The 16787-nt window shown below is 32.0% G+C and carries 18 protein-coding genes; 8 read left to right on the forward strand and 10 right to left on the reverse strand.

Translation table 11 applies throughout. The features are described 5' to 3' along the window. The first annotated feature begins 43 nt into the window (after positions 1-43). From LY08_RS01255 to LY08_RS01265, 3 genes are all read left to right on the forward strand, one after another. Positions 44-1495 carry a sensor histidine kinase gene (locus LY08_RS01255; protein WP_111658620.1) on the forward strand — a complete coding sequence of 484 codons (1452 nt, stop codon included), beginning with the start codon at positions 44-46 and terminating at the stop codon, positions 1493-1495. Between the two features lie 95 nt (positions 1496-1590). Beyond that, a complete protein-coding gene (locus tag LY08_RS01260; protein WP_111658621.1) occupies positions 1591-2373 on the forward strand; it encodes an enoyl-CoA hydratase/isomerase family protein in 783 nt (260 codons plus the stop codon). Positions 2374-2453: 80 nt separating this feature from the next. After that, positions 2454-3527, forward strand: a complete 1074-nt coding sequence (locus LY08_RS01265; RefSeq protein ID WP_111658622.1) for a PA0069 family radical SAM protein — start codon at positions 2454-2456, stop codon at positions 3525-3527. 52 nt (positions 3528-3579) lie between these two features. On the opposite strand, the gene LY08_RS01270 is transcribed toward LY08_RS01265, so the two are convergent. Then, complete coding sequence (locus LY08_RS01270) at positions 3580-4167, reverse strand: hypothetical protein (RefSeq protein WP_146603184.1); 588 nt, start codon at positions 4165-4167, stop codon at positions 3580-3582. Between the two features lie 213 nt (positions 4168-4380). Between LY08_RS01270 and LY08_RS01275 the strand changes: the two genes are divergently transcribed. Together LY08_RS01275 and LY08_RS13540 are read left to right on the forward strand one after the other, a co-directional pair. Then, positions 4381-5250 carry an AraC family transcriptional regulator gene (locus LY08_RS01275; protein ID WP_111658624.1) on the forward strand — a complete coding sequence of 290 codons (870 nt, stop codon included), beginning with the start codon at positions 4381-4383 and terminating at the stop codon, positions 5248-5250. Positions 5251-5266: 16 nt separating this feature from the next. Continuing rightward, positions 5267-5440 (forward strand): hypothetical protein, encoded by a 174-nt coding sequence (locus tag LY08_RS13540; RefSeq protein ID WP_170120591.1) that lies wholly within the window; start codon positions 5267-5269, stop codon positions 5438-5440. 4 nt (positions 5441-5444) lie between these two features. Here the strand turns inward: LY08_RS13540 and LY08_RS01280 are convergent, their stop codons facing one another. From LY08_RS01280 to LY08_RS01290, 3 genes are all read right to left on the reverse strand, one after another. Further along, the gene (locus LY08_RS01280; RefSeq protein ID WP_111658625.1) at positions 5445-6101 is read right to left on the reverse strand and encodes an HD domain-containing protein; all 657 of its coding nucleotides are present in this window, start codon (positions 6099-6101) and stop codon (positions 5445-5447) included. Continuing rightward, positions 6094-6831, reverse strand: a complete 738-nt coding sequence (locus LY08_RS01285) for a lysophospholipid acyltransferase family protein (RefSeq protein ID WP_111658626.1) — start codon at positions 6829-6831, stop codon at positions 6094-6096. Before LY08_RS01285 ends, LY08_RS01280 begins: the two co-directional genes overlap by 8 nt. A gap of 78 nt (positions 6832-6909) precedes the next feature. Beyond that, positions 6910-7320 (reverse strand): BrxA/BrxB family bacilliredoxin, encoded by a 411-nt coding sequence (locus LY08_RS01290; RefSeq protein WP_111658627.1) that lies wholly within the window; start codon positions 7318-7320, stop codon positions 6910-6912. A gap of 250 nt (positions 7321-7570) precedes the next feature. Here LY08_RS01290 and LY08_RS01295 point away from each other — a divergent pair, with 250 nt between their 5' ends. The 3 genes from LY08_RS01295 to LY08_RS01305 all read left to right on the forward strand — a co-directional run bounded on the left by LY08_RS01295 (position 7571) and on the right by LY08_RS01305 (position 11052). Continuing rightward, a complete protein-coding gene (locus tag LY08_RS01295; RefSeq protein ID WP_111658628.1) occupies positions 7571-8377 on the forward strand; it encodes a TerB family tellurite resistance protein in 807 nt (268 codons plus the stop codon). A gap of 104 nt (positions 8378-8481) precedes the next feature. Continuing rightward, positions 8482-9015, forward strand: coding sequence for an RNA polymerase sigma factor (locus LY08_RS01300; protein WP_111658629.1), 534 nt, complete (start codon positions 8482-8484; stop codon positions 9013-9015). 12 nt (positions 9016-9027) lie between these two features. Further along, complete coding sequence (locus LY08_RS01305) at positions 9028-11052, forward strand: energy transducer TonB (RefSeq protein WP_111658630.1); 2025 nt, start codon at positions 9028-9030, stop codon at positions 11050-11052. Between the two features lie 3 nt (positions 11053-11055). Here LY08_RS01305 and LY08_RS01310 read toward each other — a convergent pair whose 3' ends face one another. The 6 genes from LY08_RS01310 to LY08_RS01335 form a co-directional block, all read right to left on the reverse strand. After that, complete coding sequence (locus LY08_RS01310; protein WP_111658631.1) at positions 11056-12216, reverse strand: metal ABC transporter permease; 1161 nt, start codon at positions 12214-12216, stop codon at positions 11056-11058. Next, positions 12209-13336: a metal ABC transporter permease gene (locus LY08_RS01315; RefSeq protein WP_111658632.1), complete on the reverse strand. Its 1128-nt coding sequence runs from the start codon at positions 13334-13336 to the stop codon at positions 12209-12211. Before LY08_RS01315 ends, LY08_RS01310 begins: the two co-directional genes overlap by 8 nt. A gap of 131 nt (positions 13337-13467) precedes the next feature. Next, positions 13468-14238, reverse strand: coding sequence for a metal ABC transporter ATP-binding protein (locus tag LY08_RS01320; RefSeq protein ID WP_111658633.1), 771 nt, complete (start codon positions 14236-14238; stop codon positions 13468-13470). A gap of 132 nt (positions 14239-14370) precedes the next feature. After that, on the reverse strand, positions 14371-15282 hold the full coding sequence (locus LY08_RS01325; RefSeq protein WP_111658634.1) for a metal ABC transporter solute-binding protein, Zn/Mn family: 912 nt from the start codon (positions 15280-15282) through the stop codon (positions 14371-14373). 34 nt (positions 15283-15316) lie between these two features. Further along, a complete protein-coding gene (locus LY08_RS01330; protein WP_111658635.1) occupies positions 15317-16105 on the reverse strand; it encodes a transporter in 789 nt (262 codons plus the stop codon). Next, on the reverse strand, positions 16092-16751 hold the full coding sequence (locus LY08_RS01335; RefSeq protein WP_111658636.1) for a metal-dependent transcriptional regulator: 660 nt from the start codon (positions 16749-16751) through the stop codon (positions 16092-16094). The genes LY08_RS01330 and LY08_RS01335 overlap by 14 nt, the downstream gene beginning before the upstream one ends. Between the last annotated feature and the right edge of the window lie 36 nt (positions 16752-16787).

Raw genomic sequence — 16787 nt, forward strand, 5'->3', positions numbered from 1 at the left:
TATTTGCTTTATATTTTGGTTTGATTATTGCTATATTTAAGCAATGAAAATAACAAAACTCTCTTTACGACTTCGCATCTTTTTTGCGATGATTTTTTTGGTGCTTTTAGCCTCCATTTTAATTGCTTTAGTGGCAGCTTACCAATACAGTGAAGAAACCCAAGATTACCACCAACAACGTTTAGAGCGTAAAGAAAAAAACATCAAGCGTCACTTAGATTTTGTAATTAGAGAGACAACGTTTGAGGTAATTCCAGAAAAATTACCTTTAATTTTTAAAGACGAAATTTATAAAATAGCAGACATCCATGGTCTTAAAGTTAACCTATACGATTTAGAAGGAACACTATTAATCTCTTCTAAAGCAAGTTTACCTCAAGATACTGTTGAAACTTGTATTAGAGCAGAGATTTTAAACAAACTTTCTAATACTTCTGGACATAAATATGTCGAGTTGCGTGAAGAAAAAGGCGAAAACTTTAGATCATCTTACACTTACATAACAGACACTAAGTTTAAGCCTCTAGCTATTTTAAATTTACCTTATTTAGAAAATGACGATTTCCTGTCTAGAGAGCTTAACGAGTTTTTTGAACGTCTAGGTTATACCTATATTTTAATGCTTATTACAGCTATTGCATTAGCCTATTTTTTATCTAAATATATTACTAGAACACTTAAAACTATTAGTGATAAAATGAATCAAACGCGTTTAGAAAAACGCAATCAAAAAATAGAAATAGAAAGTACAACTGAAGAAATCTCTACACTAGTAAAATCATACAATAGTATGATTGATCAATTAGAAGAAAGTGCTGTAAAATTAGCAAAAAGCGAGCGTGAACAAGCTTGGCGAGAAATGGCAAAACAAGTAGCGCACGAGATTAAAAATCCATTAACACCAATGCGATTAACCGTACAAAGTTTTCAGCGTAAGTTTGATCCACAAGACCCAAATATTGTTCAGAAGTTAGATGAATACAGTAAAACGTTAATTCAGCAAATAGATACCATGAGCTCTATTGCAAGTGCGTTTTCCAACTTTGCTAAAATGCCTGCGCAACAAAACGAAACCCTTAATGTGGTTAAAATTATAGATCTGGCTTTAGATATTTTTAATGAAGATTATATCATATTTCAACCAGAAAAAGAAGAGATAATTGCCAAGTTTGATAGAACACAATTAATTAGAGTGGTTACCAATTTAGTAAAAAATGCTATCCAAGCGATACCTGAAGATAAAACACCTAATTTAATAGTTACTGTTTCAGAAAAAGATAACGACGTGATTATTACAATTTCAGATAACGGAAAAGGAATTACAGACGAAAACAAACCCAAAGTCTTTGAGCCAAAATTTACTACAAAATCTAGCGGAATGGGACTTGGATTAGCAATGGTTAAAAATATTGTGGAAACTTACCAAGGAACAATTACCTTTGTGTCTGAAGAAGGAAAAGGGACAACGTTTACTGTTTCTTTTCCTAAACAATAACAAGATAAATGTCGCACTAAGCATAGTCGAAGTGTCTCATATAACTCAAATGAACAAGATTCCCTTCTAAAAGGGAATAAAAAACAACGTTTTTTATGAATTACGAAAACATACTTACAGCAACCCAAAACGGAATAACAACCATTACCATTAATAGACCTTCAAAATTAAATGCTTTAAATAAAGCTACTATTGAAGAGTTGCACGAAGCATTTGATACTGCAAATAAAGATGAAAACACCAAAGTAATCATCGTGACTGGAAGTGGCGAAAAAGCTTTTGTGGCAGGTGCAGATATAAGCGAGTTTGCAAATTTTAGTGTTGAAAATGGCGGAAAACTAGCAGCAAAAGGTCAAGAATTATTGTTTGATTTTGTTGAAAATCTTAGCACTCCAGTTATTGCAGCAGTTAATGGTTTTGCACTAGGTGGTGGATTAGAATTGGCTATGGCTTGTCATTTTAGAGTCGCTAGTGATAATGCAAAAATGGGATTACCAGAAGTAAGTTTAGGAGTCATACCTGGTTACGGAGGTACACAACGTTTGCCACAATTAGTAGGTAAAGGTCGTGCTATGGAATTAGTAATGACAGCTGGTATGATAGACGCGCAAACAGCTTTAAATTATGGATTGGTTAATCATGTGGTTAGTCAAGAAGAATTATTACCATTAGCAGAAAAAATAGCTGGTAAAATTATGCGAAACTCTTCAGTAGCCATAAGTAAAGCCATAAAAGCAGTTAATGCTAATTATAAAGATGGTATTGACGGTTTTAAAGTAGAAATCGAGCAATTTGGAGCTTGTTTCGGGACCGAAGACTTTAAAGAAGGAACCACTGCATTTTTAGAAAAACGCAAAGCAGACTTTCCGGGTAAATAATCAAACATTTTGTTAATAAAATATAGTTACATTAAATTTCTGGGTGTTTAATATTTGTAATTTTACAAAAATTTACAAATATGTTTAACAATTCAAAAATTAAAGGAAGAGGTGCTCAGTTAAATACGCACAATTGTTTTTTTGAATTGTCGCATGAATTACGTGATGATTTTTTAGAATATTGCGAAAAAGAAGGTGAGCAAGCAGATAAAAATAAGACTCAGTATTTAGAAGTTTTCCCAAAAACAATTATTAATAAAGTAACTAGTCCAGATGTAGGTATGGCCTTTTCCATGAATATGTATCAAGGTTGCGAGCATGGTTGCATCTATTGTTACGCAAGGAATAGTCACGAGTTTTGGGGTTATAGCGCAGGATTAGATTTTGAACGACGGATTTTAGTAAAAAAGAAAGCTCCAGAATTATTAGAGCAATTTTTAAAAAAGAAAACTTGGAAAGCACAACCCATTGTCATGTCAGGCAATACCGATTGTTACCAACCAGCAGAGCAACACTTTAAAATTACTAGACAATGTCTAAAAGTATTTTTAAAGTATAAACATCCTGTTGCTATCATTACAAAAAACAGTTTAATTCTCAGGGATTTAGATCTTTTAAAAGCTTTAGCAAAAGACCATTTAATTAGTGTCAATATCTCAATCACCTCATTGTCAGAAACCACAAGGCGTATTTTGGAGCCCAGAACAACAACCATAAAAAAACGATTAGAAACGGTAAAAGTGTTAAGCGATAATAAAATTCCGGTTAATGTAATGTTAGCACCTTTAATACCTTCCATTAATAGTCATGAGGTCTTACCATTGGCAAAAGCGGTTAGTGAAGCTGGAGCATTAAGTATTGCACATACCATTGTAAGATTAAATGGCGCAATAGGCGAGATTTTTAAAGATTGGATTAAAAAAACATTACCAGATCGGGCAGATAAAGTACTACATCAAATAGAAAATTGTCATGGTGGACATCTAAACGATTCTCGTTTTGGAACACGTATGCGTGGCGAAGGTCAGATAGCTAAACAAATTAACGATTTAGTTAAGCTTGCAAAACATAAATACTTTAAAGATAAAACGATGCCTAAATTAAATACATCCTTGCATGACGTGTATAAAGAAGGGCAGTTAAAATTATTTTAAACAAAAAAAAGGGACACTAATTTAGTGTCCCTTTTTTATAAGATATTATTTTTTATAAATTAATAGAGTAGGTAAAAGTTCTGTCTTTAGTGGTAATAACAACTAAATATTCTTCTTGTTTATCTTTTAAAAGCTTAAATTTTTTGCCAATAGTTGCTGTGTTTTTGAAAGTCCCAGCATAAATTTTTTCAAAAGAATCAATGGTAGAACCATAAAAAAGTTCAATAGTATAATCTGCTTTTTCAGTATTATCAGCAATTATAAAAATGGTGTTGTCTTCTCCTTTTACTCTAGGTTTATTAATAACTTTTAAGTTCTCTTTATCAAAAGTAACCGTCGTATTTACTACGTTAAATGGGTAAATTCTAATTTGAGATTTTTTATCTAATTCAAAAAAGTAATTTCCGTTTGGTAGCGTTGTTAAATCAAACGACTTATTATATTGTCCGCTTTTGTTAATAGCTTCATTATATAAAACTAGTCCAAAAGCATCTTTTACTAATAATTGGTCACCTTGTAGAACATTTTCAAATACTAAAGTTGTTCTTCCATCTTCTTCATTTGTAAATAAAGCTGTTTCAGTTGCATTACTGCTTAGTGTTGCAAAAACGATTGCAAATACTAAAATGTGTTTCATCATTGTTTTCATAATCTATATAGGTTTAGGATTATGGGTACAAAGTTAGAGTAGAAGACTAGTTAAGAAAACAATAGAATTGGCAACTATGTATGTTATTTTAACCCAATTAATAATTGCGAAAACGTTATAGGTTAATATAGTACACTTTATTGATAAATATGCATATGTTTAAACTATATTATTTAGTAATTTTATACAAAGAAACTTAATAGCTTGAATACAAAACCTACATTAAAAAAAATAACACCAAACTTTGGTAGCTCCATAATTGCCATTAATGAAACTAAAAAGCGAAAACGTAGTGATGCTTTTTGGCATTTTCACCCTGAAATAGAAATGGTTTATGTTAACAAGGGAAAAGGAAGAAGACACATAGGTAATCACCTTTCTTATTTTAACAATAGCCAATTAATTTTGATAGGCTCTAACTTGCCACATAATGGATTTACAGATCGATTGACTTCTAAAGGGAAGGAGACTTTAGTGCAATTTCATCCTGGTTTTTTAGGCGAAAAAATAAATACTTTACCAGAATTTAAAAACATACTTCAATTATTAGAGCGTGCCAAACATGGTATTTTATATAAACCAGAGATTAAGAAAGTTGTTGGTCCTAAAATTGAAAAACTACCTAAATACGAAGGGATTAAACGCATCACAAAACTGTTAGAAATTTTAGAATTACTAGCATTAACAAACGATTATACCTTACTAAATGAAAACGGTTATGTTTTAGAAACACAACCACAGGATACAGACAAAATAGATAAGATATTTAAATACGTTAATAAAAACTATCAACACCATATTACTTTAGATCAAATAGCAGATCATGTAAGTATGACTGTTCCAGCATTTTGTCGTTATTTTAAAAAAATAACAAGCAAAACCTTTACTCAGTTTGTCAATGAGTATCGTGTGTTTTATGCTACAAAACTACTAACCGAAAGCCAAAGCAGTATCACAGACATTTGCTTTGAGTGTGGTTTTAATAATTTTTCACATTTTAATAAAGTCTTTAATGAGGTTGTGGGTAAAAGCGCCTCTAAATATAGAAGTGAAATAAAATCTATGGTACAATAACTTTAATCCAATAATTATGGATAATAAAATAGAAGTAGCCTTACAGTATTATAATCTTAAACAAAAAGAAATACTTAATCAAGTAAATTCTAAATCAAATTTAACTACAGAACAGATTATTGATTATGGACAAGAAATGGCTATTTTAGAGTATAAAATAACTGCTTTAGAAGTCGCTAAAGAAAATTAGATAATTATTTTTCACCTTCCCATTCTGCATAAAATTGCTTTAAAAACGCAACCATATAATCATGACGTTTTTCAGCAATTTTTTTACCCGTTTTAGTATTCATTGTGTCTTTTAAAAGCAACAATTTTTCATAAAAATGATTAATAGTTGGCGCAGAAGAGGACTTGTATTCTGCTTGACTCATATTTAAGTTGGGTTTAATCTCAGGATTATAAAGGGCTCTGTTTTTAAATCCACCATAATTAAAGGTACGTGCAATTCCAATTGCACCCAAAGCATCTAATCGGTCTGCATCTTGCACAACATCTAACTCTAAAGATTTAAAAGGTGTAGGGTTATCTATATTAGAACTATAAGAAATGTTTTCTATAATCTTAATCACATGATTAATGGTTGCAGAATCCACGTTTTGTTTCAATAAAAATTCACCAGCTAATTTTGGACCTATTGAAGCATCACCATCATAAAATTTGCTATCTGCAATATCATGCAATAAAGCGCCAAGTTTAACCACTAATAAATCAACATCCTCATACTTAGATATCAGTAAGCTATTGTTAAACACCCTTAGGGTGTGAAACCAATCGTGTCCACCTTCAGCATCCTTTAAAGTGTCTTTTACAAACTGTTTTGTGTTTTCTATAAGAATATTGTTATCCAACGATGATGTCTTTTTTTACGGTAGTTTCAACCAGTTCAATTAACGCTTTAGTTTCAAAGTCACTTACTTTTAGTGGTTGATGAACTCTAAATTTTATATGCGCTCCAATTCCCATTGGAAATTTTCCGTATTCTAACGTTTTCCAAGAATTATTAATGGTAATCGGGAAAATGTAAGCGTTAGGAGAAGCTTCAATTAAAGTCGCTAAACCTCGTTTTTGAAAGGGCTTTGGACTGCCATCACGACTACGTGTACCTTCAGGAAATATAACAACACCTCTATTATGGGTTTCAATATAAGCAGCCATCTCTTTTATTTTCTCAACAGCTTGTTTAGGATCTTTTCTATCTATTAAAACCGAACCACCATGACGCAAATTATACGAGACACTAGGTATACCTTTACCTAATTCTTTTTTACTTACAAATTTAACATGAAAACGACGCATAAACCAGATAATTGGTGGAATATCGTTCATGCTTTGATGATTAGCAACTAAAATAACAGGCACGTTTTTAGGTAAGTTTTTAGGGGTTTTAAAGCTAAATCTAATTCCTAATATATGTAAACAACGTGTTAAGCAAAAATTGAGGTAATCTACACTTTTTTTATGTGCTTGGTAACCAAATACATTAAAACAAATCCATTGTATGGGATGAAACACAAGTAAGCTTAACCCAAAAAAAAGGTAGTAAATACAGGTTAAAGGATAGGCTAAAAGTTTTTTCATGGTTAAGGCTAATAGTATTCAAAAATAAAAAAACCACGATAAAAATCGTGGTTTAAATTAAATAGTTTTTAGCGTTTTCTAGCAGTGCTCGTTATAAGCATCAATTAAGTTTTCTGCAATTAATTCTGCTGGACGACCCTCTATATGATGACGCTCTAACATGTGTACTAATTCTCCGTTTTTAAACAACGCCATACTTGGTGAGCTAGGAGGAAATGGTACCATATGTGCTCTTGCTTGATCTGTAGCTTCTTTATCTACTCCTGCAAAAACCGTTACAATATGTGTTGGTTTTTTGTCATTTTGCAAACTCATTCTTGCTCCTGGTCTTGCATTAGCTGCTGCACAACCACAAACCGAGTTAACAACCACCAATGTGGTGCCTTCTTTTGCAATTGCAGCATCAACTTCTTGTGCTGTATGTAATTCTTCAAAACCTACGTTAGTTAAGTCCTCACGCATTGGTTTTACTAATTCTGCTGGATACATATGTTGTAATTTTATATTTATAAATCTATCTCGTGCAAAGATAATCAAAAACCATGCAATTATTATTATGGCGTTCCCTTATAACACTTATGGTGTCATAAGGTCAGGCTATCACTACTCGCTCTCTTCGAGGAGCTCAGACAGATCGTTCCATCCTTAACGCACTAATCCGCCAACAACAGTAACAAATGCCAATAAAAGTATACCAACAAAGTAGTATATTTACTTTTTTAAAATAGATTAAAAATTTATGAGCGGATTAAAATGGATTGGTGCCACTTTAGGATGGTCTTTAGGCGGTCCAATTGGCGCAATAATTGGATTAGCACTTGGTAGTCTAGGTGATGCCATGTCAGGAAAAGGCGGTTTTTTGTTAGGTGATGGAAACCCTAAAAACCAGCAAAGACAACAACGTAGACAACCTAATTACAGGACCAGACCAAACTACAGAACCCAACAACAACGTCGTGCGCAAACCACTTCTGGAGACTTCGAAGTTAGTTTATTAATATTAGCTTCTGTAGTTATAAAAGCAGACGGAAGTCAAGACCAACGCGAGCTAGATTTTGTACGTAATAAGTTTGTAGAATTGTATGGTAAAGATAGGGCTAATAAAGCGTTTAAACTTTTTAAAAGTGTAAGTAAACAAACCATATCTACTAGAGATGTTTGTAGACAAATCCAACAAATGATGGATCATGCTGCGCGTTTACAACTCCTTCACTTTTTATTTGGAATTGCAAAAGCAGACCAAATGGTGACAGACGATGAAGAAGCAGAGATTAACCGAATATCTAATTATTTAGGCATTAGTAGTCGCGATTATACAAGTATTAAAGCCATGTTTTATAACAGTAGCGACAATGCATATAAGATTTTAGAAATCAATAAAACTGCAACTGTAGATCAGATTAAAAAGGCTTACCGAACTATGGCTAAAAAATATCATCCAGATCGTGTAGAGCATCTAGGCGAAGAACATAAAAAAGGTGCAGAAGATAAATTTAAGCAAGTCCAAAAAGCATACGAGTATTTGCAAAAGGAGAGAGGGTTTTAAAGTTAGTAAGCAGTAATAAGTAATCAGTAATCAGTACTTACTCGAATCTATTATTTTTTAGGAGACCTTTTTCAATTTTGACCATTAAAGAATAAAGATAATATATGAGCGATCAAAACATATTAGAGTTCTTTAAAGCCGGTCAACGCGACAAAGCATTTAAACACCTCTACAATCTCTACCCTAAAATAGAGAAACTAATCTTATCCAAAGGAGGAAAAAAAGCGGACGCTTCAGATGTGTTTCAAGAAGCATTAATAATTTTAAATCGAAATTTAGAAAAAGCAGATTTTAAGTTAACCGCTTCGTTTTATACCTATTTATATTCTGTATCAAGATTTGTTTGGAAGGATATGCAAAACAAATTTTCTACCCAAGAGCTTTATGATTTAAAAGATAATGAAGTTTCACATTTTCATCATGTTTTAGAAGAAAAAAAATATCGGTTTGCCGAAAACGCTTTTCGCGAATTAGGAGAACGATGCCAACAATTACTTCAGCTATTTTATTTAAAAAGAATTCCTTTTAAAGAGATAGCAGTTACAATGCAATTTAAATCAGAAAAAATTGCAAAAAACCAGAAGTATAAATGCTTGAAAAAAGCAAAAGACATCTTTCATCAAAATTATCAATCTTAATTCGGAACAGACATGGACAATCACATACAATATATAGACTTAATCAATCAATATTTAAATAAAGAATTATCAAACGCAGAAGTTTTAGCTTTTAAAAACAAGCTTAAAACAGATGCAGAATTTAATACAATTTACCAAGAACATTTAATAGTCTTAGAAGGTATAAAACGAACACAACTTAAAGCAGAAATAGCGTTTGCAAAAAACAGTTATATTCAATTAAAATGGATTAAAATAATTGGCTTAATAAGTGTTGTTGCTTTAGTTTCAATCTTAGCTTATAACTTGCTTTTAAAAACAGAAACAACTCCAGATTTAGAACATGAAAATCAAAATTTAATTGAAACTAATATTGATTCCATACCAACTATTGATAAAGTAGAAACCTTAAAACAAATTGATAGTTCAAAAAAGAAATTTGTAGTTATTAAGAAAATAGAGACTCAGATAATAGATAAGGAAAGAACTAATGCTTATGGCGGAATTACTGTTATTTATGATACAATAATTATTAAAAACTTAGGCTACTTTACCAAGTCAGAATTTGATCTTAAATTCCCAAAGTATAAAAGTTTAAAACCAATAAATGATACTGTAGTAATTAATGAAAAAACAGCATATAAAAGTGGTAAAATAGAAGAGAAAAGCCCAATAATAACTAATACAGAAACTAAAGTTTCAACTATTCAAGACATACCAAATAAAAGCTTAATATCATTTTACAATTCAGTAAAAAAACAACCAGAAATTAAAACGATTAATAACGAAAAAGAAACTACAATAACGTTTAAAGAAGGAACAGTTTTAACCATTCCAGCAAAATGTTTTATAGACACAAATGGTAAATTAGCTAGAGGGAATATTAATATAGAAGTTACAGAATATTATCAACTATCAGATATGTTATTAGCTAATTTAACTACTATGTCTGATGATAAACAATTGGAAACTGGAGGGATGTTGTTTGTAAAAGCTAATAAAAAAGGTAAAGAATTAAGGTTAAAATCTGGTAATTCTATCCGTTACAAATTCTCTTCCAATAACAGTAAAAAAATAGATATGCAGCTTTTTTTAGGTGAAGAAAATAAAGATAGAGTTAACTGGACTTTAGATAAACAAGTAGAGCCAACAACTACAACTACAGAAGTCCACGAGGTAAGGTTCGTAGAAGAAGAGATTGTAGAAGTACCAATAAACATTATAGAGGAAGTACCTGTATTTCCTGGTTGTGATACAGGTACAAATACAGAAAAAAAGCAATGTTTTGATAAAGCTCTTTCAAAACTAATCTCGAAAAACTTTAATACTAGTTTAGCTGAAGACTTAAATTTAACAGGAAAACATAAAATTAGAGCCTCATTTAAAATTGATACAAATGGAGAAGTAGTAGATATTCAAGCTAGAGCTGCTAATACTGAGTTAGCCAATGAAGCCATTAGAGTTTTAAAATTAATACCAAAACTAAAACCAGGAATACAAAGAGGTAAAACAGTTATTGTACCTTATTGGTTGCCTATTAATTTTACTGTAGCAGGAAGCACAAAAAATAATCCAAGTCTTATTACTGTAAAAGATAAAACATCTTTTGAGAAAAAATTTGAAGCACAATTAAATAATAGAGACTCTGTAAATAGTACTTCAACAAATGTTATTACTGCCAAATCGGTTTCTAGGTATGCATTTTATGGCTCCAAATTAGGTTGGATTAATTGCGATCGATTTATTAGAAGTAATACAAACGCAATAAAATTTAAGCTAAAAATTAAGGATGCAAATGGAGCAGATGTTAAAATGGTATTTAAATCCTATAACTCTATTCTGCCAAGTAAAAGAAATAATGATAACTACGATTTTGGTACTGTAGCTGTAAATGAAGAAGTTATTTTAGTAGCAATAAAGATGATTGATGACAAATTGTTTTTAGGTGTTAAAAATGCTACAACTAAACAAATATCAGAGCTTCAATTTGATTATAAAGAAGTGAGTTTAGACGAATTAAAAACTGAATTGCAAAAATTGAATAGTAATTTTGATTAGCTATTAACCCCTAAACAAAAAGAAATCGTCTTTCATGTCTTCAATCTGCGCATCTTCATTAGTAATGATATAATCAATAGCTTTAGAGGTAAATGTGTCTCCTTTTTGGGTTAGAGAAACGACATCATTATCAATTAATATCATATTATTTTTAAGAGCTAATTCTAAAACCGTTTTAGCTCTTACTTTTTGCCAATTAATATGCTCTCGTAAATGATTAACGTGACGTTCTTCAACCTCGTTATGGTTTTTTAGATGCAATAAAAAAGTCAATAGACTAACTTCTGTACGTTGTTGTTTTTCGCGATACATTACTGCTATTACACCTTTGCTAGGTGCAAATAAATAGACCAATAAGAAAACCATACCAAGAACGGTTGTAATAGATCCAGCAATTGAGGCATCTAAAACATGTGCTAGCCAATAGCCAGAAATAGCACTAAACACACCAAAAAACACAGATAATCCCAACATCTTTTTTAAATCTGTGGTCAGTAAATATGCAGTAGCAGCTGGTGCAATCATCAAGGCGACAACTAAAATAGCACCTACAGCATCAAATGCGCCAACTGTAGTTACAGAAGACACTGTCATTAATCCATAATGAATAATGGCTGGAGAAAATCCTAAAGAAGCTGCCAACCCTTTGTCAAACGTACTTATTTTAAGTTCTTTAAAAAAAGCAATTAGTAGAGCAATGGTTATTAATAAAATAACACCAATAATCCATAACGATTTTGGGCCAACATCTACTCCAGAAATTAACAACCTGTCAAAAGGAGCTAAAGCGAGTTCGCCAACCAAAACCGCATCAACATCTAAATGAACATCGTTTGCATTTTTTGCAATTAAAATAACACCAATACTAAACAAAGCAGGAAAGACTAAGCCAATTGCTGTGTCCTCCTTTACTAAACCTGTTTTTTGAATATATTCTACTAAAACCACAGTAATAATTCCTGTAAAAGCAGCTAATACTATTAGTAAAGGCGAATTTAAATCTTGTGTTATGAAAAATCCAATCACTATTCCTGGTAGGATAGAATGACTAATAGCATCACTTATCATGGCCATTTTACGAAGCACCAGAAAGGTGCCTGGAATAGCGCATGCAATAGCAACTAAACTGGCAATAAGTTGTATTTCTATTTGTGCACTATTCATCCTCTGTGGTTTGTTTAGTGTATAAATTTTTTGCGGTTTCAAAACCAGTTTTGGTCAAACTCCACATATTACCATCCAATGTCACATAGTTTTTTTCGACTAACTTCTGAAGCGTTTTGCGAGTAAATCCTTGAAAATTGTTGAGTAATTTAATTGCATGTGGATGCGAAATATCGTCATGCGTTTCGGCAATATGATGCATTAGCGCTAAGGTTTTATGAAGCTCTAAATCGCGTCTGTTTTTTATAAATCTTATTTGTTTAAATAGTAAACCACGACTTGGGGAAAACACAAAAGAAATTATTACAAACACAGCAGCCACTAAAACAATGACTGGTCCTGTTGATAGGTTAGTTTGGCTAGCACTAATTGCTGTACCAAAAACACCAGAAAAAGCACCAAAAATAGCTGCTAAAAATACCATTTTAGATAAACTATTAGTCCATTGTCTTGCAGCAGCTGCAGGAGCCAATAACATGGCGCTCATTAAAACTACTCCTACGGTTTGTAATCCTAAAACAATAGCTAATACTATAAAACTAGTAATTAAAATATCGATGGTTTTGGTATTAAATCCTAATGTTTTGGTGTAATCTGCATCAAATAATAAGATTTTAAATTCTTTCCAAAAAAGTAGTAAAACAAATAAACATAATCCTGTAATTATTGCCATTAACCACACATCACTTTCTACTAAAGTAGCAGCTTGACCAAATAGATATTTATCCAATCCAGCTTGATTAGCATTGGGTTGTTTTTGGATAAAAGTGAGCAATAACATCCCAAATCCAAAAAATAAGGACAAGATTAACCCTAAAGCTGTATCGCTTTTTAGGTGTGTTTTTTTTACGATACCTCTTATCCAAAAGGTACCAACCAATCCACTGACTAAAGCGCCTAAAAGCAAGGTGTTACTATCTTTTGCTCCAGTGATTAAAAAGGCTATTGCAATTCCTGGTAATGCAGCATGAGATATGGCATCACCAAGTAAACTTTGTTTTCTTAGTACTGCAAAACTACCTAACATACCAGTGACTGCTCCTAAAATTGCAGTACCAAGTGTGATGGTTCTTAAAGTATAGTCTGTAAAGACTAGTTTAAAATATTCTGCTAGTTCCATATTTGTTATTCCTGTTAAAGCAAGAACTTACTATTTTTACCTTTCCTTAAAAAGGAAAGGAATTTTTTATATTCATATTTTGTTTCCAACTGAGTAAGCACTGCTTACTGCTACTGAACACTGCTAACTTATTACTCCTGTATACTGACTTTATAATTAATTCCGTAAGTTTTAGTTAAATTATCATCATTAAAAATATCTTTGACTGGACCAGTTGCAATTTTCTTCACATTTAAAAAAGTAACCCAATCAAAATACTCTGGTACAGTTTGTAAATCGTGGTGCACTACAATAACTGTTTTTCCTGCTTTACGTAATTCTTTTAAAATATTAATGATAGCAATTTCAGTAGTAGCATCTACACCTTGGAAGGGTTCGTCCATAAAATAGATAGATGCGTTTTGAACTAAAGCACGAGCCAAAAAAATACGTTGCTGTTGTCCTCCAGATAACTGACTAATTTGCCTACCTTTAAACGCTAACATACCCACTTTTTCTAAAGCTTCTAACGCTGCTTTTTTTTGTTTCTGTCCTGGTCGTTTAATCCATCCTAAGCTACCATATGTTCCCATAGTGACCACGTCTAAAGCTGTGGTTGGAAAATCCCAATCGACACTTCCCTTTTGTGGCACGTATGCTACTAATTGTCGTTGCTTGTCATAAGGTTTGTCGTAAATAGAGACACTACCAGCTATAGGTTTTAAAATACCTAAAATGGCTTTAATTAATGTTGATTTTCCTGCTCCATTTGGTCCAACAATAGCCATAAGAACACCTTCTGGAATTTCTAAATCGATATCCCAAAGTACTGGTTTGTAGTTGTATGCAACTGTAAGGTCGTCTACTTTTACTGCAATAACTCTTGTGGAAACAGGAGTCTTATTATTGTCTTTGTTTTCCATTTTTAAAACCTTTCCGACTTTTGAAGTCTTTAGACTTCAAAACCCACCTTTCCTTAAAAGGAAAGGAATTCTATTTATTAATATTTCTCTCAACCGAGTAAACACTGAAAACTGCGACTGAACACTGCCAACTTATTTTAGTGCATTAACAATCGTGTTTACATTATACTCAAACATACCTATATAAGTGCCCTCTTTAGTTCCTGCACTTCCTAAAGCATCAGAATATAATGTTCCACCAATTTGTACATCAAATCCTTTAGATTTTACTGCTGCTTGCAATGCTTCAATGGTACGTTTTGGGACTGAACTCTCCACAAAAATAGCTTTGACTTGCTTCTGGATAATAAAATTAGCTAAATTTTGTACATCTTTTACACCAGCTTCGGTTGCAGTGGATAAGCCTTGTAAACCTACCACTTCAAAACCGTAATTTTTTCCGAAGTAATTAAACGCATCATGTGCTGTAATTAAAATTCGTTTGTCTTTAGGAAGCGTCTCAATTTTTGCTTTTATTGAATTTTGAAGGACGTCAAGCTTTAATAAATAGGCTGCTTCGTTAGCTTTGTAATAAGCTGTGTTTTCACTATCTTTTTCTACTAAAACTGAAGTTACTTTTTGTGCAAATTGTTTAAAATATTCAATATTAAACCAGACATGCGGATCGTAATTTGAGGCAAAATAATCTGATCCAATTAAAGTAGATTTATCTATGACTTCACCTAACGCTATTGGTGTTTTAGTTTTGCTTCCCATTTTTTCAAAAACCTCCACTAATTTACCTTCAAGGTGTAACCCGTTATAAAAAATGATGTCTGCATTAACTAGTTTGGTGACATCACCTTCACTAGCTTTGTACAAATGTGGATCTACACCACTACCCATTAATCCGTTAATATTAACACGATCACCACCAATATTTTTTACTAAATCAGTAATCATAGTGGTTGTGGTTACAATGTTTAGTTTTCCGTCTGTTTGATTGTTGGTTTTACAACCTATTAAGACTAAAATTGCTATTATGATTAAGCTGTTCTTTTTCATTTTAATTATTTTAATTCCGCGAAAGCGACATTGTTTAATTAGGTAATCTAAAACTAATTCCTGCGCTTAATAAAATGTCTTGACCCTTAGTAATACTAGAGCCTACAGTAGCATCCAATTGTACATTGTTTGATAGTAAATAGGTTAAACCAGCATCCCATAAGTGGTTGGCTTTACTGTTTTCTGGGAAATCACCATATAATTCTGCATAAGCACCAAATTTTTCTGTGATACCATAACCATAAGCCATAGTGTATAAATAATTAGCTTCTGAAGAATCATTACCCCAAGCTGCGCCTAAATTGTACGAAAAACTTGAGCGGTCACTTAGTGTATGAGCAAAAGAAAATCTAAAATCAACACCTGTGGTCTGAGGTCTAATGGCTTCTTTAACAGAAAAGGGTAGATTTAAATGGCCAATAAATCCAATTTCTGGAAGTAATCCTTTTTCTTCAGTTATAGCAATTTTTACACCTAATAATAAAGGAGAAAAACTAGATATTTGACTTGTTTCTGTATTGTTTAAAAAGGCTTTACTATCGGTTAGATTCCAACCTAATCTTAATTCTAGATTATCTAATAATCCATATCTGATTAAGGTGGTGTTATAAGTAAAGTCTTCGGTTTTAAAATTGTTCTCTTCAAAACTTTCATAAAAAGCACCCGTTTCTACCTGAATGTAATTTTTAGGCACTACACTTGGTGCTTCTGTAGCATCTGGTCTATCGGTTACTAAAGGACCTAAATCTTGAGTCTCTTGTGCAGTAAGCAAACCAAAAGTAAGTGCTGCAACGATTGTTAATACATGTTTAATTGGCTTCATTGACGTAAATAATTTTTGAAAACTCTTCGTTTAAAAGAATGGTGTTAGAATTGATTTGAATTTGTGTCATCTTATTTTTTTCAAATTGTTTGATGACTTTTATTTCGTTTCCGTATTTAATTTGATTTGAGGCGCAAAAATCAAAAAACTCTTTGTCGTCACTCATCAGTCTGGAAATTATGTAAGTATTATTTTCTTTGGTTTTTGATAAGGCAATAGATGTGTCTAGAGTTGTTATTTCTCCATTGCTATTTGGAATTGGGTCTCCATGTGGATCAAATTTAGGATTGCCTAAATAGGCACTAATTTTATTAGCTAAAAAATCTGAAGTTTCATGCTCTAAAAGCTCTGCTTCACGATGTATTTCATGAAGTGACATGTCAAAGGTTTTATGCAAAAAAGCTTCCCAAAGTCTATGTTTTCTAATGACTTTTAATGCTAATTTCTCACCTTCTTTGGTTAATTCTAAAGCTTTGTATTTCTCGTAATTAATTAAATTTTTAGCTGCTAAGTTTTTAGCCATATCTGTTGCTGCTGCATTTGATACACCTAATAATTTGGCAATGTTTCCAGGTTTAGTATTGGTGACATCGTTTACTTTGCTTTTGTATATGGCTTTAACAAAATTTTCTGTTGCTACTGACATTTTATATTGCTTTAATAAATATTTAAGCTTACTTAA

The organism is Olleya aquimaris (genome assembly GCF_003259525.1).
In the GTDB taxonomy this organism is placed as follows: Bacteria; Bacteroidota; Bacteroidia; order Flavobacteriales; family Flavobacteriaceae; genus Olleya; species Olleya aquimaris.